Source organism: Dorea sp., assembly GCF_977044405.1.
Genome location: NZ_CDRRQK010000011.1, coordinates 67,279 through 88,088 on the forward strand (window position 1 = coordinate 67,279; position 20,810 = coordinate 88,088).

Annotated in this window: 14 protein-coding genes and 1 other annotated feature; of the genes, 5 read left to right on the forward strand and 9 right to left on the reverse strand. The window is 41.8% G+C overall.

What is annotated here, in order from left to right:
* The first annotated feature begins 161 nt into the window (after nt 1-161).
* Nucleotides 162-1,655 (forward strand): DUF1846 domain-containing protein, encoded by a 1,494-nt coding sequence (locus ACWJAF_RS06910; RefSeq protein ID WP_296092065.1) that lies wholly within the window; start codon nt 162-164, stop codon nt 1,653-1,655.
* 64 nt (nt 1,656-1,719) lie between these two features.
* Nucleotides 1,720-3,333, forward strand: coding sequence for a CTP synthase (locus ACWJAF_RS06915; protein WP_296033092.1), 1,614 nt, complete (start codon nt 1,720-1,722; stop codon nt 3,331-3,333).
* Nucleotides 3,334-3,582: 249 nt separating this feature from the next.
* Here the strand turns inward: ACWJAF_RS06915 and glf are convergent, their stop codons facing one another.
* Genes glf through ACWJAF_RS06930 form a run of 3 tightly spaced genes read right to left on the reverse strand, consistent with a single transcriptional unit; the run spans nt 3,583 to nt 8,735 of the window.
* The gene (gene glf / locus ACWJAF_RS06920) at nt 3,583-4,716 is read right to left on the reverse strand and encodes a UDP-galactopyranose mutase (RefSeq protein ID WP_448863009.1); all 1,134 of its coding nucleotides are present in this window, start codon (nt 4,714-4,716) and stop codon (nt 3,583-3,585) included.
* A 3-nt stretch (nt 4,717-4,719) separates the two neighbouring features.
* Nucleotides 4,720-7,572, reverse strand: a complete 2,853-nt coding sequence (locus tag ACWJAF_RS06925) for an AAA family ATPase (RefSeq protein WP_448863010.1) — start codon at nt 7,570-7,572, stop codon at nt 4,720-4,722.
* Between the two features lie 2 nt (nt 7,573-7,574).
* Nucleotides 7,575-8,735, reverse strand: coding sequence for an exonuclease SbcCD subunit D (locus tag ACWJAF_RS06930; RefSeq protein WP_448863011.1), 1,161 nt, complete (start codon nt 8,733-8,735; stop codon nt 7,575-7,577).
* 246 nt (nt 8,736-8,981) lie between these two features.
* Here ACWJAF_RS06930 and ACWJAF_RS06935 point away from each other — a divergent pair, with 246 nt between their 5' ends.
* Entirely contained in the window at nt 8,982-9,677 is a 696-nt protein-coding gene (locus ACWJAF_RS06935; RefSeq protein WP_448863012.1) for a YkgJ family cysteine cluster protein, read from the forward strand.
* 188 nt (nt 9,678-9,865) lie between these two features.
* On the opposite strand, the gene ACWJAF_RS06940 is transcribed toward ACWJAF_RS06935, so the two are convergent.
* The 3 genes from ACWJAF_RS06940 to leuS form a co-directional block, all read right to left on the reverse strand.
* Nucleotides 9,866-10,405, reverse strand: coding sequence for an LOG family protein (locus tag ACWJAF_RS06940; RefSeq protein WP_448863013.1), 540 nt, complete (start codon nt 10,403-10,405; stop codon nt 9,866-9,868).
* A gap of 73 nt (nt 10,406-10,478) precedes the next feature.
* Nucleotides 10,479-11,369, reverse strand: a complete 891-nt coding sequence (locus ACWJAF_RS06945; protein WP_448863014.1) for a CPBP family intramembrane glutamic endopeptidase — start codon at nt 11,367-11,369, stop codon at nt 10,479-10,481.
* A 194-nt stretch (nt 11,370-11,563) separates the two neighbouring features.
* Entirely contained in the window at nt 11,564-13,993 is a 2,430-nt protein-coding gene (leuS, locus tag ACWJAF_RS06950) for a leucine--tRNA ligase (protein ID WP_296092079.1), read from the reverse strand.
* A gap of 63 nt (nt 13,994-14,056) precedes the next feature.
* Nucleotides 14,057-14,338 (reverse strand) — a binding site (T-box leader).
* A gap of 308 nt (nt 14,339-14,646) precedes the next feature.
* On the opposite strand from leuS, the gene ACWJAF_RS06955 reads away from it, so the two are divergent.
* Nucleotides 14,647-15,069 (forward strand): hypothetical protein, encoded by a 423-nt coding sequence (locus ACWJAF_RS06955; protein ID WP_448863015.1) that lies wholly within the window; start codon nt 14,647-14,649, stop codon nt 15,067-15,069.
* 286 nt (nt 15,070-15,355) lie between these two features.
* Nucleotides 15,356-16,576 carry a CapA family protein gene (locus tag ACWJAF_RS06960; protein WP_448863016.1) on the forward strand — a complete coding sequence of 407 codons (1,221 nt, stop codon included), beginning with the start codon at nt 15,356-15,358 and terminating at the stop codon, nt 16,574-16,576.
* A 145-nt stretch (nt 16,577-16,721) separates the two neighbouring features.
* Here ACWJAF_RS06960 and ACWJAF_RS06965 read toward each other — a convergent pair whose 3' ends face one another.
* Genes ACWJAF_RS06965 through ACWJAF_RS06975 form a run of 3 tightly spaced genes read right to left on the reverse strand, consistent with a single transcriptional unit; the run spans nt 16,722 to nt 20,793 of the window.
* The gene (locus ACWJAF_RS06965) at nt 16,722-17,657 is read right to left on the reverse strand and encodes an AEC family transporter (RefSeq protein ID WP_448863017.1); all 936 of its coding nucleotides are present in this window, start codon (nt 17,655-17,657) and stop codon (nt 16,722-16,724) included.
* Nucleotides 17,647-19,290 (reverse strand): CvpA family protein, encoded by a 1,644-nt coding sequence (locus ACWJAF_RS06970; protein ID WP_296033114.1) that lies wholly within the window; start codon nt 19,288-19,290, stop codon nt 17,647-17,649. The genes ACWJAF_RS06965 and ACWJAF_RS06970 overlap by 11 nt, the downstream gene beginning before the upstream one ends.
* A gap of 57 nt (nt 19,291-19,347) precedes the next feature.
* On the reverse strand, nt 19,348-20,793 hold the full coding sequence (locus tag ACWJAF_RS06975; RefSeq protein ID WP_448863018.1) for a TrkH family potassium uptake protein: 1,446 nt from the start codon (nt 20,791-20,793) through the stop codon (nt 19,348-19,350).
* Nucleotides 20,794-20,810 lie beyond the last annotated feature (17 nt).

Here is a 20,810-nt window from a genome sequence, read left to right on the forward strand (position 1 = left end):
CCACCTTGTTAGAAATCAATAAAAACATTATGAAAAGATTGTAAACTTCCTCTGTATTGTAGTATACTTGGAATGAAAATGCTTATGCTGCATATAGCACATTTTCTTTTCTATTTTTACTTATAATAAATATCAAAATTACAAACAGAGGGAATAAACACATGAAAATTGGATTTGACAACGCAAAATATCTGAAGATGCAGTCCGAACATATCCGTGAACGCATCGGTCAATTTGACAACAAACTTTATCTGGAATTTGGTGGCAAGCTTTTCGATGATTTCCATGCTTCCAGAGTTCTTCCGGGATTTCAGCCGGACAGTAAACTGCGCATGTTAAGAGAACTGTCTGACCAGGCAGAGATCGTTATCGTTATCAGCGCCGAAGACATTGAAAAGAACAAGATCCGCGGAGACCTTGGCATCACTTATGATTCTGACGTGATCCGCCTGATGCAGATTTATCAGGGCCTTGGACTCTATGTAGGAAGTGTAGTAATCACCAAATACAACGCTCAGGAAAGTGCCGAATTATTTAAAAAACGTCTGGAAAACCTCGGTATCAAAGTTTATCGTCATTACCTGATCCCAGGCTATCCGACCAATGTTCCATTTATCGTCAGTGATGATGGTTATGGAAAGAATGACTATATCGAGACAAGCCGTCCACTGGTCGTTGTAACTGCACCAGGACCTGGTAGTGGAAAAATGGCTGTCTGCTTATCCCAGTTATATCATGAACACAAACGCGGCATCAAAGCCGGATATGCCAAATTTGAGACATTTCCAATCTGGAATATCCCATTAAAACATCCAGTCAATCTGGCATATGAAGCTGCTACAGCCGATTTAAATGACATCAACATGATCGACCCGTTCCACCTTGAAGCATATGGTGAGACAACGATCAACTACAACCGTGACGTCGAAATCTTCCCTGTATTAAATGCCATGTTCCAGCGCATTTACGGAGAAAGCCCGTACAAGTCACCAACCGATATGGGTGTTAATATGGCCGGAAACTGTATCTGCGATGATGAAGCATGCAAGGAAGCCTCCCGTCAGGAAATCATCCGCCGTTACTATGCCTCCCGCAGAAGACTCCTTCTTGGAGCGTGCTCCGAAGATGAGACCTATAAGATCGAGATGCTGATGAATCAGGCTGGTATCACCGTTCACGACAGACCAGTCGTTGATGCTGCTTTGAATAAAGCCAGCGAAACAGGTGCTCCTGCTGCTGCTTTAGAGCTTCCTGACGGCAAAATTGTTACCGGAAAAACTTCTGATCTTCTGGGTGCTTGCTCTGCTCTTATTTTAAACGCACTTAAGGAACTTGCAGGGATTGATCACAGTGTGAAGATCATCTCTCCACAGGCGATCGAACCGATCCAGAGCTTAAAGACGCAGTATCTCGGAAGCCGTAACCCTCGTCTTCATACAGATGAAGTACTGATTGCCCTTTCCGTCAGTGCCGCAACGAATGAAGATGCAAGACTTGCCATGGAGCAGCTTCCAAAATTAAAAGGATGCCAGGCCCATGTATCGGTTATGACCGGCTCCGTAGATATCAAACAATTCAAACGTCTGTCCATCCAGGCAACTTTTGAAGCAAAGTATGAAAAAAACTCTGTATTTTTTAATGGAAAGGGTGTATAATCTTTAAGTATTTTTTTGAACACTTTATAAACAGTAACAACATTTTTAACTTAAGGAGGAAGTTATGGCAGTAAAATACGTATTCGTTACAGGCGGTGTAGTATCTGGTTTAGGTAAGGGAATTACGGCTGCGTCTCTCGGACGTCTCTTGAAAGCCCGTGGTTATACCGTAACCATGCAGAAGTTTGATCCATACATCAATATCGACCCAGGTACCATGAACCCGGTACAGCATGGTGAAGTATTTGTAACCGATGATGGAGCAGAAACAGACCTCGACCTTGGACATTATGAAAGATTTATCGACGAAAGTCTGAGTAAGAATTCTAACGTAACTACAGGAAAGATTTATTGGTCTGTTCTTCAGAAAGAACGTCGTGGAGATTTTGGCGGAGGAACCGTTCAGGTTATCCCACATATTACAAATGAGATCAAATCACGCTTTTACCGCAACCCGGCTGCTGAGAATACAGAAATTGCCATTATTGAAGTCGGTGGAACCGTCGGAGATATCGAAAGCCAGCCATTCCTGGAAGCAATCCGTCAGTTCCAGCATGAAAAAGGCCGTGAAAACGTGATCCTGATTCATGTAACCCTGATTCCTTATCTGAAGGCATCTCAGGAAATGAAGACCAAGCCAACCCAGGCCAGTGTAAAAGACCTGCAGGGAATGGGTATCCAGCCAGATATCCTGGTATGCCGTTCTGAGTATCCTCTGGGTGTCGGACTGAAAGATAAGATTGCATTATTCTGTAATGTACCTTCTAACCATGTACTGCAGAATCTGGATGTAGAATACCTGTACGAGGCTCCTCTTGCTATGGAAGAAGAGAATCTTGCCGGTGTTGTATGCGAATGCCTGCACCTCGACTGTCCGGAACCAGATCTGAAAGACTGGAAGGAAATGGTAGATTACCTTAAGAATCCGAACACAGAAGTCACTGTTGCTCTGGTTGGTAAATATATCCAGCTTCACGACGCTTACATCAGTGTTGTAGAAGCTCTGAAACACGGTGGAATCTTCAGCCGTGCAACTGTAAATATCAAATGGATCGATTCCGAGACAGTTACACCGGATAATGTAGACGAACTTCTCGGTGATGTCAGCGGTATCTTAGTTCCTGGTGGATTCGGTAACCGCGGTATCGAAGGAAAGATCGAAGCAATCAAATATGCTCGTACACATAAAGTTCCTTTCCTCGGACTCTGCCTTGGTATGCAGCTTTCTATCGTAGAATTTGCAAGAGATGTCATTGGCTACAACGACGCACACAGTGCAGAGCTTGATCCAAATACAACGCATCCGGTTATCCACATCATGCCGGAGCAGATCGGTATCGAAGATATCGGTGGAACATTAAGACTTGGTGCTTATCCATGCGTCCTTGATAAGACATCAAAAGCTTACGAAATGTATGGAACAGAGCAGATCAGCGAACGTCACCGTCACCGCTACGAAGTTAACAACGACTACCGTGATGCCCTGACTGCAAACGGAATGAAGCTTTCCGGTCTTTCTCCGGATGGAAGAATTGTGGAAATGATTGAGATTCCGGATCATCCATGGTTTATCGCAACCCAGGCTCATCCGGAACTGAAGTCAAGACCGAACAGACCGCATCCTTTATTCAGAGGATTTATCGAGGCTTCATTAAAATATCAGAACGAAAATAAATAAATTTGACATATTTATTGTATACAGTTGAATTTATCATTGCCGGTTTCCTATAAAATGGCAGCTCCTTACGAATGCATGGCAATACAAAAAACTTCCGTATAAATGTACCCGGTACATTTATACGGAAGTTTTTTTCTGTCATATGAATCCTGATTTTTCAGACATTCTCCAGAGTGTATCTAAAAAACTCATTCGACCAAGATACATACCATCATTTTCTTCACCGTTATACTTCCTTTAGCCTAACTTTTACGCCAGACTTTCTTCCACGCACTTTAATGCTTCTGCGATCACCTGATGCATGTCATAATATTTATACATACCCAGGCGTCCGCCAAAGATCACATGCTCTTCTTTTTTGGCCAGTTCCTGGTATTTCTGATATAATGCATTATTTTTCTCGTCATTCATCGGATAATACGGCTCATCACCCTTTTTCCACTGTGCCGGATATTCCCTGGTGATCACGGTCTTCGGATTACTCTCTGTCATGGTGTTGCCATATCCCCCCTGACAGCCATATTCCAAATGCTTGTGCTCGATGATTCTGGTATACGGCACTTCATACTCTGTATAGTTGACAACCGCATTTCCCTGATGATTCTCTTCATCCAGCACTTCTGTCTCGAATCTTAAGCTTCTATATTCAAGCTCTCCATAACAATAGTTATAATACTCGTCGATCATTCCGGTAAATACGACATTTTCTGCTTCCGCATCCAGCTTTTCTTTATTGGTAAAATAATCTGTATTCAGGCGTACCTCTACTCCGGCCAGCATCTTTTCCACCATTTTTGTATAACCGCCGATCGGGATTCCCTGATATTTATCATTAAAATAATTATTATCATAGACAAAACGCACCGGCAGTCTGCGGATGATAAAGCTTGGAAGCTCTGTTGCCCGTTTGCCCCACTGCTTTTCCGTATATCCTTTTACCAGTTTTTCATAAATATCTCTTCCTACTAACGATATTGCCTGCTCTTCCAGATTCTTTGGTTCGGTTATCCCTGCTTCTTTGATCTGCTCAGCGATCTTTTCTTTTGCTTCCTGTGGTGTCGAAATTCCCCACATCTTGCTGAATGTATTCATGTTGAACGGCAGATTATAAAGTTCGTCCTTATATCTGGCCACCGGACTGTTCGTATAACGGTTAAACTCCGCAAACTGCTGCACGTAATCCCACACTTTTTTATCTGAAGTGTGGAAAATGTGTGCACCGTATTCATGCACCTGGATTCCTTCTACTTCTTTTGTATAGATGTTACCGCCGATATGTGCTCTCTTATCGATAACCAGCACATTCTTTCCCGCTTTTTTTGCCTCATGCGCGAATACTGCACCGAATAATCCTGCTCCAACTATTAAATAATCATATTTCATTTTTTATATTCCCCTTTCATCTGACCATCTTACTATACTGCCATTTTCGGTCTTTGTCACCAAAAGTTTTCGGTCTATCTGCTCTTTCAGCTCATTTACATGAGAAATGATGCCCACCAGACGGTTCTGATCCGCCAAATCTGTCAGAACACGGATTGCCTGATCTCTTGCCGTATCATCCAGCGAACCGAACCCTTCATCAACAAACATGGTATCCAGGTGGATTGCCCCGGCTGTATGTTGTACGATATCCGAAAGTCCAAGTGCCATCGCAAGTGATGCCATAAATGATTCTCCTCCGGATAATGTCTTTACATCCCGCACCGTATCTGTTGCCATGTGATAGACATCCAGATCAAGCCCTGCCTGGCCCTGACTTCCAAGCTTTTCTACGTCTTTGCACTGCAGGATAAACTCACCGCCTGTCATTCTGATCAGTCTTTTATTTGCCGCACGGATGATCTGTTTAAAATATTGTCTCTGGATATACGTCTCGAAATCCAGTTTTACACTGCCGCTTAGGTTTCCATTTGCCGTTTTATTTAGATTACTGATGATTTCATACTGTTTTTGCAGATCCCGGTCTTTTGCAAATAACCGCTTCAACGCTTCCCTGCACTCCAGGTTCCTATCGTTTCTGTTATGTGCATCCATATATTGTCCATTACAGATTTCCAGCTGCTTCATGGCTTCCTTCTTCTGTTCTCCAATTGCTTCTAGATCTGCCTGTTCTTTTCCGGACAGCTGTTCTCCCAGCGTTGTTTTTCTTCCTTCCAGCTCTTTTTGCACATCCAGACTCTTTCGCACTTCACCTGCCGCAGTTTCATATACTCTCACGGTCTTTTCTACCGTCTGCTTCATCTGTTCCAGAGTCTTTCTGGCCTGCACACTCGTTTCAAATGGAAGCTTTTCTTTCCAGGTGTTATATTCCGCCTTCTGGCCTGCATAAGCAATCTTCTGCTTTGTGATATCCTGTTCCAGCGCCGCTTTTTTCTCTTCCAGTTCCATAAGCATTCTACCGATCCGTTCCTGTTCTTCCACAAGCTTTTCCGCAAGATCCGCGATTTCTGAGAATTTCTTTATCTTTCTTTCCAGTTCTTTTAATTCTTCTTTATCGCTCTTTTCCCGGTCTATATCTTCCACTTTTCCAAGCAGTGTTTTGTATACTTCTGCTGCCGCCTGATATCTGGATGAGATCTCCTGAAATTTTGTTCCTGCCTCATCACGGATTCTTTCGTTTTCTTCACGTTTTCTTTTTGCTTCTTCCACTTCTGCCTGGCTTGGTGCCTGATTGCTCAAAGAACAGATCCTTGGATGTTCTTTCGAACCACACACTGGGCACGGCATCCCTTTTTCAAGTCCCAGAGCCAGTATGCCTGCCTGTTCATTTAAGAACATCTGATACAATTCCTCATAGCTTAATAAGGCTTCCCTGTATCTCTGCTGCTTTTCATCCGATTCCTTTTTCGCTGCCATGCATTCTTCTTTTAATTTTTCCGTTTTGATACGCTGCGTCTTTATTTCTTCATACTGCTGCAATTTTTCCAGTAATTTCTGTCTGTTATTTTTGCATTCTTCTATGCAAATGTTCACATTTTTATATTTCTCAAGAAACTTTTCGTTTTCCTCACGTTTGTTTTTGCAGGATTCTATGCGCTTTTTTATCTCCTCCAGCTGTTTTTCATCTTTTTTCAAATCATTTTCTATCTGCTCCAGACTGTCTTTTCTGCTGTCCAGTTCCTGGTACAGCGGCAACGCATCCTGTATTCTTACGATTTTTTCCCGTAACTGCTCTTCGGTTTCCTGTTTTTCTATCTCAGCGGCTTTTAGCCTGTCCGTTTTTTCCGCCACATCTTTCCGCTTCTTTTCAAGCTCCTCTTCGATCTTCCCAAAAGAAAGGAATAACTGATTCAGTCTTTCCGCCTCCCGGAACTGCTGATTTCTCATATCGAGCTGTTTCTGCGCCTCTGCTACTTCTTTCTTTTTTTCTTTTTCTGTCTTGCGTCCCTGTTCGATGAGCATCTGCAGGATTTCCAGTACATGTCCGCCATTTGGTATTTCCTGCTTCACGATTTCTTTCCAGAGATTATTTATATCTGTTTTTTCCGTATCCCGACTTCTATCTTCGTTATCTTCCGTTCTGCCATCTGTTTCCAGCTGATCTGTATCCATTTTAGTAACGGTTCCATTTTCCACACTTTCTACACGTTCCATCTCTATCTTTGTCTCGTGCAGGTTATTTTCCAATTTCACATACAGTGCGGTGGCTCTTTTTTTCAGTTCTTCCTGAATCCGGTAATAAAATTTCGTCTGAAATATTCTGGAAAATATTTTTTTCCGCTCTTTTGATTCTGCAAGCAGAAGTTTTAAGAAATCGCCCTGTGCGATCATTGCGATCTGCGTAAACTGATCTGCATCCAGTCCCATGATCTCTGTAATCTTCTGATCTGTCTCTCGTTTTTTCCCCTTGAATACGCTTCCATCCGGAAGAATCAGCTCCACTTTTGGAGATTCTTTTACGTATCGAGGTGATCCATCCGCATATCTTCTTTTTCCAAGACGCATATACTCTGGATTTCTCCGGATGGTATATTCCTTTTCCTGATAGGAAAATGTATATTCTACATAGGTATCTGTCTCCGCTTTTGCATACTGGCTGCGCATCATATTGCCGTCACGATTCCCGCCGCTGGTCCTGTCATATAATGCATATGTGATTGCATCGAATATCGTCGTCTTTCCCGCTCCGGTATCTCCGGTGATCAGAAACAGTCCCCCCGGAATTTGCGAAAAATCAATACACACTTCTCCGGCATAGGAGCCAAATGCAGACATTACTAATTTTACTGGTCTCATCCTTATTCCCCCTTTGCCGCTTCAAATATCTCTGTCATGATCATTTCTTCTTCCGGATCCATCACTTTCCCTTGCATTTCCTTATAAAAATCTGCAAAAGCGGAAAACGGATCCTTCATCACCAATTCTTCATCCATCTCACTGAGTCTGCTCCTGGTTCTCTGATTATCTACACGGATCTCCAGAATATGTGAAAATACCCGTTCTAATTGTTCTTTTGGCTTATACGGATCCACCTCGTCTGTCAGTGTGATACTGACATAATCATCTTTTTCCTCTTCTTTTACATCCTGTAACAACTCTTCCAGACGCCCTTTTTTCTTCCGGACATCTCTAAGCGGGCGTAACGGAAGGCATTCGATTCCTGCTTCTTCCCCTTTTTTTTCTATTGTTACCACGGTAAGCGTCTTCTCCTGATTGCATTCGCTGACGGAGTATTTTAAAAGTGTTCCCGGATACCGGATGGTACGTTTCCCCACGGACTGTGCCCCGTGCAGATGCCCCAGTGCCACATAGTCAAATGCTTTTACTGCATCAATGTCTACATTATCAATGCCTCCAACAGAAAACACTTCCGAATCACAGGTTTCCGGCCGTTCTTCCCCTTTTCCGGTATAAAACTGATGGGAAACCAGGACATTTCTTCTATTCTTATAATCAATCTGTTCTCTTTCCAGAATTCTTTTTACTGCATCTGAATAGGTCTCCGGCATTTCGTCTTCAAATACTTTCCGCACATATCCCGGCTTCATAAATGGCAGCAGATAAAAGTCTACTTCCCCATAACTATCTTCAAGTATAACCTTCTGTACGTGTTCCTCTGGTGTCTCCGGCACACTTCCTGCCACGTAAATATGGTGTTTTTTCAAAATATTGGCTGCATATTCCAATCGTTCCGACGAATCATGATTCCCACTGATGATCAGAACCGGTATCGCGGGTGTCAGCTCTGAAAGCTCTGTCAGAAACTGGTCAAAAATCGTAACCGCCTCTGCAGACGGCACAGATTTATCATAGACGTCCCCTGCAATTACGATTGCATCCGGATGGATTTCTTTGGCATAATCCACCACCTGCTTTAAGATCACCTGCTGATCTTTTTTTAAGTTATAATGATGTAGCTGCTTTCCTATATGCAGATCTGAAAGATGAAAAAATTTCATATATCTTAAGCCTTTCTGTTATTTATTTTTCCAAATATCTTGATATACGGATTGCTTCGCATTTCATGCAAGCATGAAACGCATGACCTTTTGACCTTTATATCATATCATACATTGCATCTTTTTCTATTTTACACTATAATCAACTTGTCTAACAAGACTATCCATGTAACGAATTTTCAGTTCAGAAAATTCCTACCAGTGAACAATAACAACTATATTCATATTATAATAAGAGGTATTTATATGCTTAGAGATATCAATCTGGATGAAATATCCGACGGTAGATTATACACAAGTAACGATATGGCAAAGACAGACTGTAAAGGATGCGATGGATGCTCCGCCTGCTGCCATGGTATGGGAAGTTCTATTGTCCTTGATCCGCTCGATGTCTGTCGTCTCTCCCAGGGACTACAGCAACCGGTGAACCGGCTTCTTGCCGGTCCTTTGGAGCTTCATGTAGTAGACGGTATCATCCTTCCAAACCTGAAAATGACCGGAACCGAAGAAGCCTGTTCGTTCCTGGACTCTGATGGACGCTGCTCCATCCATGCTTTCCGACCGGGAATCTGTCGTATGTTCCCACTTGGACGCTTTTATGAGGATCATGCTTTCAAGTACTTTTTACAAATCCATGAATGTCCCAAGACCGACCGTACCAAAGTAAAGATAAAAAAATGGCTCGATACACCAAACCTGAAAACCTATGAAACCTACATCTCTGACTGGCATTTCTTCCTGAAAGACCTTCAGGATTATGTCATGAAGCTGGCATCGGATCAGACGCAGACAGATTCTGATAACACAGCAAAAACTATCAGTATGCACGTCCTGACACAGTTCTACCTGACGCCGTATCAGCCTGATGGGAACTTTTATGATGAATTCTATGCACGTTTAGAAAAGTCCCGGCTGTTTACATCATCACTGCATATATAGAAGCTGACAAAGAACCCGACACTGACAGATTTTCCACCATACTTTGGCATATAAAATGAGCGCTATTATATGTACGAATTGGATAATAATTCATCCCTCTCCATTACATCTTTCTTCTTACATATATAACGCTCATTTTATTATTCCATAATATCTACATATTTTTTTATATCTTTTATGTTTCAAACTTATAGAATTTTCTGTAGAATCCCCTGTATTTCACATAGAGTATCCGCAAAATGTATTCCTTCCTGTTTCTCCTCAGAAGACAGATCCATATCTATCATATGCATGAGGAGCTGCTTCAGGCTGTCATAATATCCATTCAGGTTATAAAGAATGCACGGCGCCTCAAGATGCTTTAAAGACACCTTTGACATTACCTCGGTAATCTCTTCCAGTGTTCCGGTGCCTCCCGGGAACGCAATGAAAGCATCTCCGAGTTCTATCATCTTCGCCTTCCGTTCTTCCATATCTTTCGTAATGATCAGTTCTGTAATCTCATCATACACAAAACCTGCATCCACAAAGAACTGCGGCTCCACGCCTGTTACTTTTCCACCTGCCTGTAATACACTTTCCGCCAGTTCCCCCATTAATCCGGATTTTGAACCTCCGTATACGAGAGCATTCCCGCTTTCTCCTATCCATTTTCCAAGTGCCCGCACAGACTCTTTTAATGCCGGATCGTTTCCTTCATTTGCGCCAAGATATACTGTAATATTCATTTTCGTTTTCCTTTCGATGTCTATATATTTATTCCATTATATCATATCTGAAGAATTCTGGGCTCAACACTGCTTATTTCATAAGTGCCTCTATTCCCATTCCGATGAAAAACAGAAGATATGCCACGCTCCCTACACTGCATAGTTCCCGTTTCCATTCAAATGTTTCTTCCTTCTCCTTCATGGAAACAAACATCGACTTTCTACATTTCACAAAAATAATAACGGCTGCAATTGTAAATACGATCTGTATCACCGCAATAACTTCCGGTATGCTTTTTAACGTCTGCGGTGCAACTACACTGCCCCACATATTATATGCCATATGGATATAGACCGCATTTCTTACTTTTCCTGTCTGGATCACGATATTAGAACACACAACAGCAAGTAAGATTGTGTAAAACATCTGTTCAAAATTGGCATGAAACACCCCGAACATTATGCTGCTGATCAGAATCGCCGGTGCTTTTCCGTATGGAAGCAGCCTTTCCAATAACACTTTTCTGAATAATAATTCTTCCATAAGCGGCGCTATGACAGCCACACATATAATAATTAAAACCGGTGGCGCTGCATTTACCAGTTCTTCTACCAGTCCGGCATTTGCCTCTTTTTGGCCGGTTACTCTCGCAAGTACAATCATCAAACCTCTGCTCAAAAGTGAAATAACCGGTGAGAATCCCATCAGGAATACAAAATATTTTATTCCTTCAACTATGGAAAATGCTTTTCCCATTGATATTTCCTGTATTGGTTTCTTATCTACTATGTGTGAAAATAACCAGAATAACACAAAATATCCGATGCTGTTACAGCCCAGCAATACAAATCTCATAAGCGCACCATCTATATATAATGGTAACATTTTCACTATTTGATTTATCAGTAATATCAGCAATGTTGTTCCGATCATACTTCCAAGCAATGCAAAACACAGCTTACTCATTCTTTTTATCTTCATTATTTTTCCACCTTTCTTTCTCCTGCATATTTGGGCATACTTTAGTATACAGAGAATCTGTTACTGACATTTTTCCTGCATACTTAGGTATAAAAAAAGTATAGTACTGTTTACTCAATTTCGTAAACAATACCATACTTTTTCAGCCAATGCAAACTTTACAACAATTGCCGTAATTATTACATTTTATCTTTTTATTTCATTACAATATTAATGATCTTCTTCGGAACATAGATCTCTTTGATCACATTTCCAGTTAACTTATCAGCAATTGCTTCTTTACCTGCTGCAAGTGCTTCTTCTTTGGAAGCCTCTGCTGAAATCTCGATAACTGCTTTTGTCTTTCCGTTGATCTGTACCGGAACTTTGATCTCGTCATCTTTCATAGCATTCTCGTCGTATTTTGGCCATCCGGCTTTGAATACGCTCTCTGTATGTCCCAGTTCTTCCCACAGTTCCTCTGCAACGTGTGGTGCAAATGGTGACAGAAGAACTGCCATGGTAGATAATGTCTCTTTGTCGATTCCGCCTTCTTTCTTAGCGATCTCGATCAGTTTGTTATTGTGCTCCATGAATGCTGAGATTACAGTATTCAGGCTGAAGCTTTCCAGACGTGTTGTTACGTCGTATACCAGCTTATGGCGCTCTTTGATCATCTCTTTTGTTGCTGTGATGTCTGCATCTTTGCTGTCCATAACAAGGTTCCATACACGTTTCAGGAAACGGTTAACACCATCGATTCCTCTGTCATCCCACTCAGCATCTAACTCCGGTGGTCCAACGAAAAGTTCGTACATTCTTAAGGAGTCGCATCCATAGTCTCTTACCAGATCATCCGGTGATACGACATTTCCTTTTGATTTACTCATCTTGATACCATTCTTACCAGTGATCATTCCCTGGTTAAACAGTTTGTGGAATGGCTCATCAAAATCTACAACTCCGATATCATATAAGAACTTGGTGTAGAAACGAGAGTACAGAAGATGAAGTACTGCATGTTCTACTCCTCCGATATACATATCTACCGGAAGCATCTCATCTGCTTTTTCTCTTGATACGAGTTCTTTATCATTGTGGTTATCTACATAACGCAGGAAGTACCATGAAGATCCTGCCCACTGTGGCATTGTGTTTGTCTCTCTCTTTGCATCAGCTCCGCACTGAGGGCACTTACAGTTTACCCACTCATCGATTGCAGCAAGTGGAGATTCACCTGTTCCTGTAGGCTCATAAGATTCTACTTCTGGCAGGCGCAGTGGAAGTTCCTCTTCCGGTACCGGTACATTTCCACATTTTGGACAATGTACGATCGGGATTGGTTCTCCCCAGTATCTCTGACGTGAGAATACCCAGTCACGCAGTTTGAAGTTCACTGTCGCACGTCCGATTCCACGCTCTTCGATCATATGCGGAGCTTCTTTCTTTAATACAGAAGATTCCTGTCCGTTCCATTCTCCGGAATTGATCATAGTTCCGACAGCATCTGTGTAAGCCTCTGTCATGTTCTCGATCTCTTTACCGTCTTTTGCGATTACCTGGATGACCGGGATATTGAACTTTGTGGCAAATTCAAAGTCACGGTCATCGTGAGCAGGTACACACATGATTGCTCCTGTACCATAATCAGCAAGTACATAATCAGACAGCCAGATCGGAACTTTTGCTCCGTTGATCGGGTTGATCGCATAGCTTCCTGTGAATACACCAGTCTTTTCTTTATCCTGCATACGGTCTACGTTAGACTTCATAGAAGCATCGTAAATGTACTGTTCTACTGCTTCTCTTGTCTCATCGTTTGCAAGACTCTTAGCCAGTTCATGCTCCGGAGCCAGAACCATGAATGTTGCTCCGTATAATGTATCTGGTCTTGTTGTATATACAGTGATCTTTTCCTCTCTTCCGTCTACAGGGAAATCAACCTCTGCTCCGTAAGATTTTCCGATCCAGTCAGCCTGCATCTTTTTAACCTTCTCTGGCCAGTCCAGTTTATCCAGATCATTTAACAGTCTGTCTGCATATTTTGTGATTTTTAACATCCACTGACGTAAATTCTTCTTTGTAACTTCAGCGCCGCAACGTTCACATTTTCCACCAACTACTTCTTCATTTGCAAGACCTGTCTTACAAGAAGGGCACCAGTTGATTGGGAATTCTTTCTCATAAGCAAGACCTTCTTTGAACATCTTAACGAAGATCCACTGTGTCCATTTGTAGAAATTCGGATCTGTTGTGTTCACTTCTCTGTCCCAGTCGTAAAGAGCTGCAATCTCATTGATCTGACGCTTGATATTCTTGATGTTGGCAGCTGTTGAAATCTCCGGATGAACTCCCATCTTGATAGCGTAGTTCTCAGCCGGAAGTCCGAATGCATCCCATCCCATTGGATGAATGATGTAGTAACCCTGCTGTAATTTATAACGGCTCCATACGTCGGAGATCACATAACCTCTCCAGTGACCTACGTGAAGTCCGTTTCCTGATGGATATGGGAACATATCCAGACAGTAATATTTTTCTTTCTTATTTCCATTTTCATCATACTGGACGTTTACCGGGTTTTCTTCCCATTTTTCACGCCACTTTTTTTCAATTGCCTTATGATTATAAGGGATCTTTGACATTTTTTCGTCCTCCTGTTTTTTATATGGTAACTAAATAAAAAAAGCCTCTCATCTCATTTTAACCTAAGAGACGAAAAGGCTTGTATTCCGTGGTACCACTCTTTTTCACCTGACATGATCTGCCAGATGCACTCATTGATCTTCTGTAACGGGAAGTTCCCGCTTCTGCCTATGCAATCTTTGATTCACAGTGACTCTTGTTCTGTATAGCACTGTCACTCTCTCCTGATCTGTTCAGCAAAAGAACTCTGAGGCGAGTTCGGAGTCTTTTGTCAGCTGCCTCGCACCATCCGGCAGTTCTCTTGATAACGCTGGACCCTTAATACTCCTCTTCTGCGTCTTTCCAATATTCTTCATTATTATAAGAAGAATGTTAAAATAAGTCAAGACCTGTCTCCAAGAAAGTGCATAAAATCCCCCTCAAAGTTAGCGTTCACGGCTTCCATGGAAACGGCAGCTTTTTGTCCTGCAAGAAAAATTTCTTCAAATTGAATTTTTCATATTGTACAATAATGATTGTATATTTTGCTAAAAAAATTGTCAGAAAATTCATTTTTTTAGTTGTTCTTACCAGTTTCTTAGTGTATAATAGAGTTAAGCAATTACTACTGATGTAGATCAGTAAATATGATACATAAAGGAGAGTGTTTACCATGGTTTATTTATTAGCAGGTCCTAAAGGAACAGGAAAAACACAACAGATGATCGAGCAGGCCAACGAAGCTGCAAAAAAGAGTAATGGAAATGTCGTATTTATCAAAAAAACACACCGTGATACAGCAAGTGTTAATTTTGATATCCGCACAATTTGTATGGATGATTTCCCGGCAATCACAAATATTGATGAATATATCGGATTTTTATATGGCATGTACAGTTCAAACCACGATATCGAGAGTGTATTTATTGATGGAATCTTAAAACATGCCGATATTTCACTGGATAATATCCCGGCTTTTATTGAACGTTTAAAACAGCTTTCAAAAGAATGCGACATTGAATTCTATGTAAGTATCAGCGCAAGCAAAGAAGAACTTGCTGATGTTAATACAGAAGGATGCAAGTATCTCAATTAATCCTTCACTTCTATAGTCATGAATTATGAAATTCCCAGCAGTCCATACGAATGGACTGCTGTTTTATTTTTACCGAAAAAAGTAAAATATTCCACAAAGTGAATCATATAGATTGCAAAAGCGGTTTTTCAGGCACACTCTGGAAGCACAGGATGCAATATCTTTAAATATGTGTTATAATGATGTTGTTCGTCTGACATTCTACGACAGACAGCAGCCGTGAGTAACAACAAAACCCTTGATACTCACTACATTTTATTACCATAAAAACAAAGGAAAAAGTTATATGAGTGGAATCAAAGATACGAAAAGGAAACGAGAACAACGCTTAAGAAGGCGCAAGATCCAGCGTCTGATATTGATCGTCGTTATGGTAGTGGCAATCATCGCCCTGGCTCTTCTTATCCGTTCAGCAGTAAGATCTGCAGCAAACAAATTTTCCAATAAAGCTGCAAAGTCTTCTGTTACTACTTCCGCAGACAAAACTACCGGATCAAAAAAGGCAAAAAAGAAGCAGACAACCACTTCTTCCAGCTCTTACAATGCACAGCTTGATACTGTAACGCTAAAAAAGAAGGGGAAAAATCAAAAGAAATCAGACAGTGTTTCTCTTACCATCAGTTCTGCCGGTGACTGTACCCTCGGTACAGATGAAAATTTCAGTTACACCTCCAGTCTGAATGCTTACTATGATCTGTATGGTGCAGATTACTTTTTCAAACATGTAAAATCCATATTTGAAAAAGATGATCTTTCCATCGTGAACATGGAAGGTACATTGACGGAAGAAACTACACGCGAGCTGAAAACTTATGCATTCAAAGGCCCTGTCGAATACGCATCTATTCTGTCAGGAAGCTCTATAGAAGCCGCTAACCTTGCGAATAACCACAGTTCTGATTACGGAGTAAAAAGCTACTCTGATACCATCAAGGCTTTGGAAGATGCAGGCGTCTCTACCTTTGGATATAACCGTATTAAGATTTTTAAGATCAAAGGCGTGAAAGTCGGCGTAACCGGTATCTACGAACTGGAAGATCATCAGGACCGTGCCACCCAGGTAAAGGAAAATATCAAGGCTCTGAAAAAAGCAGGTGCCCAGATTATCATCATCAATTTCCACTGGGGTGCTGAAAAAGTATATGTCCCGGACGAAAACCAGAAAGCCCTGGCGCATCTTGCGATTGATGAAGGTGCTGATCTTGTAATCGGCCACCATCCACATGTACTCGAGGGCGTCGAAAAATACAAAGGCAAATATATCGCTTACAGTCTCGGAAACTTCTGCTTTGGCGGAAATTCCAATCCGGAAGATACCGACAGTATGATTGTTCAGCAGACATTTACCATTAAAAATGGAAAATTAACAAAGAGCAGTAAATTAAAAATCATTCCTTGCTCCATCACTTCATCCAGCGTATACAACGACTACTGTCCTGCTCCTCTGACCGGAAGTGAGAAAAAACGGGTATTAAAGAAAGTAGAAAAATACAGCGAAGGATTATAATGCAGCGAACTTGCATACTTTAGCAAAAAAAGATATGGTTGAAAATCAAAAATAATTTTCAACCATATCTTTTTTATTTCCCAATTTCATCTTATAGTTCCTTACAGTATTGACAACTGATATTGTCTTATAACTGTATTTCATGCTATCCAATCATCATCTCATACAACAATACCATCACCGGCATCGTTACAATACAGAATACCACAGACATCACATTGATCACACTTGCATACTTCGAATCTTTCTTATAGATCTGCGAAAGCTGTGTAACCATCGCTGCCGCCGGCGCTGCTGTTGCAATGAGGACAATCATCAGAATATATTCCGCATCCTTATGTATCCCCATTCTCTCCAGGCCGGCAAATGAAACCGCTGCAATCACCGGAAATACAATCAGACGGATCAGACAAATCAGATATGGCCTCTTCTGGCCAAATACCCATTTCAGATCCACGTCTCCGATGACCATACCGATAACCATCATACTGGCCGGACTGATCATATCACCAAATCCGCTGACACAGCTGTCTATCACAGACGGCAGCCTGATTTCCAGCGCAAATAATACGATACCGGTCAACATTGCGATCACATTTGGATTGGTTATGATCTTGCGGATATTCATATCCTTTTCCTGACCGATGAGTTTCACACCGTGTGTCCACATAAGAACCGTCTGTACCAGAATGAACGCCGTTGTATAGAATACCCATTCTTCTCCCAGCACAGCTGATACAAGCGGGATTACAAGATATCCCGCATTGGTATAGATAATGGATGCCTTTTCAATACTATTAAAGTGAAACACTTTTGACAATGCAGCTGTTCCTGCGATCAGTACGATATGTACGATCACAGACATTCCGATTGCAATTAACAGTCCCCTGATCTTATCATCCGTCAATTCAATCTGAAAAGCATGCACCACCACACAAGGATTGCAGATATATACAACCATGTTAGAGATGATGCGGCTGTCTTCCGTCTTAAAAAGTCCAATGCGGACAACGACAAATCCAACCGCCATCGTTAAAAACATGGCCAGTATCTGCTCAGCGAGAAGTATACTAATCTCCATCTTTTTCCTCTGTATTCTCTGTTTCTTCTGAAGATTTTTCCTTTAATGATGTTACTGTATTTACTTCTTTGTCTTCTTTATATTTCACAGTGATCTGCTGACCCACTTCGCATCTTACTACATCTACAATATCTGCAACCGATACATCAAAGATGCCATCTGCGTTGTCTAACATCAGGTAATAGTGAGAATTTCCATCCAGAACTGCCTGTGCAATCTTCGTAATATTTCCGGTTGCTTCCAGCTCTTTTCTGGTATCTTTTGCTGTTTCCTTCACTCCATTTTTCAATAGCAGTTCATTATAATTTTCCTGACACTGACTGACACTGTCTCCGATTGCAACGATCTGGTACTTCTGTACATTAACCATTGCATACTTCTTAACCAGACCGGCATCGTCCTTCAATGCCACAAAATACGTCGGCTCATCCGAAATATTCAAAAGCAGCGGGAAGGTTGCTTCATATTGCAGGTTCTGGACCTGTCCTTCTGCAGATGACATTGCCGAAGATTCTGTTGCGCCTTCTACTTTGTAATATTTTGTCTCCATGGTCCGCTGGTTGGCCAGTACGAATCCGACATTAGACTGGTCTCCATTGACTGATGTCACACCCGTATACATCCATACGTCATCATTCAATGCAAGATAGTTATAACCATCTGTCGTCTCCAGACAGTCTTTCTGACTCAGAACGCTGTTGAAGAAGCCGTGCTTCAGGGTTCCATAATAGTCAAACAACTGTACCAGAAGATCCGCAGAATAGACACGGTCTACCCATTCCGGTACATTTCCCACATCGTAAGTCTTGGTTTCTCCCGTAACCGCGTTACAGATAACAACTTTTCCGACTGTCTCTCCTCCGAAAAGACCTATCTTAAACTTCTTTACCGGCGCGATCCAGTATGGATCTCCATTTTCATCGATCTCAAAGCTTAATTCCCCGTAGATATATGTCGGATGTGCAAACTGCAGATGACGGTAAATATTACGGTTAAAATGATCACTTGTCGTGTATTTCATGCCTTTTTCAAGCTTTACAAGCTCTGTTGACTGGTTCGCCATATTGATCCGGATATACGCCGGGATTCCCTCACTCTGGTTTGTGAACCATTTGATCAGACTTGCGTATTTTAACGGGGTCACACGTACCGGATTGCCTTTATAGTTAATCTGGCTGTAGATATCGTCCGCCTCGAACTGGGATACCATATCTACCATGCTTCCCATCTTACGGTCGCCAAGAAGCTCTGCCGTATCTCTGTCAAGAAGCGGTATCTTGTCAAATGAAAGCTCATCTACATCTTTGGTAAATTCACCTTCTTTTACGCTCATAAGCTTCTGGTATTTTTTTGCATTTACAACCGGTGATGACAACAGTGTTCCGATCAGATAGATCACACCAAGCAGTACAACTGCACCGATGAACACCTTGACTGCCTTACTGTTTTTTATTTCTCTTCTGGACATCTTCTTTCTGCCAAGATACAGAACTGCCAGAATTACAATGAAGATCATGATAAAGAACCATGTCTCCGACGAGTGGATATTGATCGCCGGAATGGTTGCATAATAGTAAATTGCTGCTATTATCACAACTGCCACTGCGATTATTGCCTTTGTTTTTCCTTTCATATTCTCTCCTATTCCCGTTTAAATCAATGGGTTACTGCCTGCTCCCTACAGGTATCTTTAAAATTTTCTTCTCCATGCCGGTGCTGTAAATAATACCAGGAACGGGAATATCTCCAGACGTCCTGCCAGCATATCAAAGCACAGAACCAGTTTGGACAGTGGTGAGAAATCTGCAAAATTTCCCATTGGTCCGACTTTTGCCATTCCAGGTCCCACATTTCCAAGAGTTGTCAGCACTGCACTAAATGTCGTCTCAAAGTCAAAATTATCCAGTGACACCAGAAGGATCGAACTGATCAGGATTCCGATGTACGCAATAAAGTAAATATAAATCGTACGCAGGACATCGGAACTCACCTTCTTGCCTCCGATCTGTATGATACCGACGGACTTTGGATGTGCAAGCTGGACAATTTCTCTCTTGACACATTTGATTCCAACAAGCAGACGTGATACCTTGATTCCGCCTCCGGTAGAAGATGCACACGCTCCCACAACTGTCAACATCATAATGATCGCCCTTGAAAACATCGGCCATTTTGCAAAGTCTGTCGTCGCATATCCTGTTGTTGTGATGATCGTCACAACCTGGAATACCGCATAACGGAATGCCTTGCCAATCGTCGGGAACATCGAATGAATATTCGCCGTGATCAGCGCAGTCGCTCCTGCGATCATAAGGATATAGGTCCGGAGCTCTACATTCTTTCGCACTGACTTAAAGTCTCCAAGCAACATAAAATAAAACAACGAAAAGTTCACGCCAAACAGTGCACAGAATACAGTGACAACACCATCAATATATGCACTATTAAAATGTGCTACACTATCTGAATAATTGGAAAACCCTCCGGTTCCAGCTGATCCAAATGAAAAAATCATGCTGTCAAACAAACTCAGTCCACCAAGCATCAGAAAGATCATCTCTACAACCGTCATGATCAGATACATACCATAAAGGATACGTGCTGTAGACATCGCCTTTGGAACCAGTTTGTCTTTTTCCGGTCCCGGAACCTCTGCACGCATCAGATACATGGAATTCTTCTTATCCAGAGATGTCAGTACCAGTACAAATACCAGCACTCCCATTCCGCCGATCCAGTGCGTCAGACTTCTCCAGAATAACAATCCCTGCGGCAGTGCTTCCACATCTCTTAAAATACTGGATCCCGTAGTGGTAAATCCAGATACGGTTTCAAAAAATGCATCCAGGTAATTTGGTATATAACCCGCAATAGTAAATGGCATTGCGCCAAATAACGACCACAAGATCCATGCAAGTGCAACGATTACCATACCTTCTTTTCCATAGATATGACTCTGTTCTGGTTTTTTCATACCTGCCAGGAAAAATAACAGAAATAATATTGCTGACGGAATCAAAAAAGCAACTCCGCTGATTTCCCGATATAATGCTGATACCAGCGCCGGGATCAAAAGCAATACTGCCTCTACCCCAAGCATCCGGCACAGGATATATCTTATCATTTTCGTATTCATAGTCTTCTTTTTTAGTC

Excerpts from the sequence above, each read along its gene's own strand:
- ACWJAF_RS06910 (WP_296092065.1), top strand. The coding sequence starts at position 162 with ATGAAAATTGGATTTGACAACGCAAAATATCTGAAGATGCAGTCCGAA.
- ACWJAF_RS06915 (WP_296033092.1), top strand. The coding sequence starts at position 1,720 with ATGGCAGTAAAATACGTATTCGTTACAGGCGGTGTAGTATCTGGTTTA.
- glf (WP_448863009.1), bottom strand. The coding sequence starts at position 4,716 with ATGAAATATGATTATTTAATAGTTGGAGCAGGATTATTCGGTGCAGTA.
- ACWJAF_RS06925 (WP_448863010.1), bottom strand. The coding sequence starts at position 7,572 with ATGAGACCAGTAAAATTAGTAATGTCTGCATTTGGCTCCTATGCCGGA.
- ACWJAF_RS06930 (WP_448863011.1), bottom strand. The coding sequence starts at position 8,735 with ATGAAATTTTTTCATCTTTCAGATCTGCATATAGGAAAGCAGCTACAT.
- ACWJAF_RS06935 (WP_448863012.1), top strand. The coding sequence starts at position 8,982 with ATGCTTAGAGATATCAATCTGGATGAAATATCCGACGGTAGATTATAC.
- ACWJAF_RS06940 (WP_448863013.1), bottom strand. The coding sequence starts at position 10,405 with ATGAATATTACAGTATATCTTGGCGCAAATGAAGGAAACGATCCGGCA.
- ACWJAF_RS06945 (WP_448863014.1), bottom strand. The coding sequence starts at position 11,369 with ATGAAGATAAAAAGAATGAGTAAGCTGTGTTTTGCATTGCTTGGAAGT.
- leuS (WP_296092079.1), bottom strand. The coding sequence starts at position 13,993 with ATGTCAAAGATCCCTTATAATCATAAGGCAATTGAAAAAAAGTGGCGT.
- ACWJAF_RS06955 (WP_448863015.1), top strand. The coding sequence starts at position 14,647 with ATGGTTTATTTATTAGCAGGTCCTAAAGGAACAGGAAAAACACAACAG.
- ACWJAF_RS06960 (WP_448863016.1), top strand. The coding sequence starts at position 15,356 with ATGAGTGGAATCAAAGATACGAAAAGGAAACGAGAACAACGCTTAAGA.
- ACWJAF_RS06965 (WP_448863017.1), bottom strand. The coding sequence starts at position 17,657 with ATGGAGATTAGTATACTTCTCGCTGAGCAGATACTGGCCATGTTTTTA.
- ACWJAF_RS06970 (WP_296033114.1), bottom strand. The coding sequence starts at position 19,290 with ATGAAAGGAAAAACAAAGGCAATAATCGCAGTGGCAGTTGTGATAATA.
- ACWJAF_RS06975 (WP_448863018.1), bottom strand. The coding sequence starts at position 20,793 with ATGAATACGAAAATGATAAGATATATCCTGTGCCGGATGCTTGGGGTA.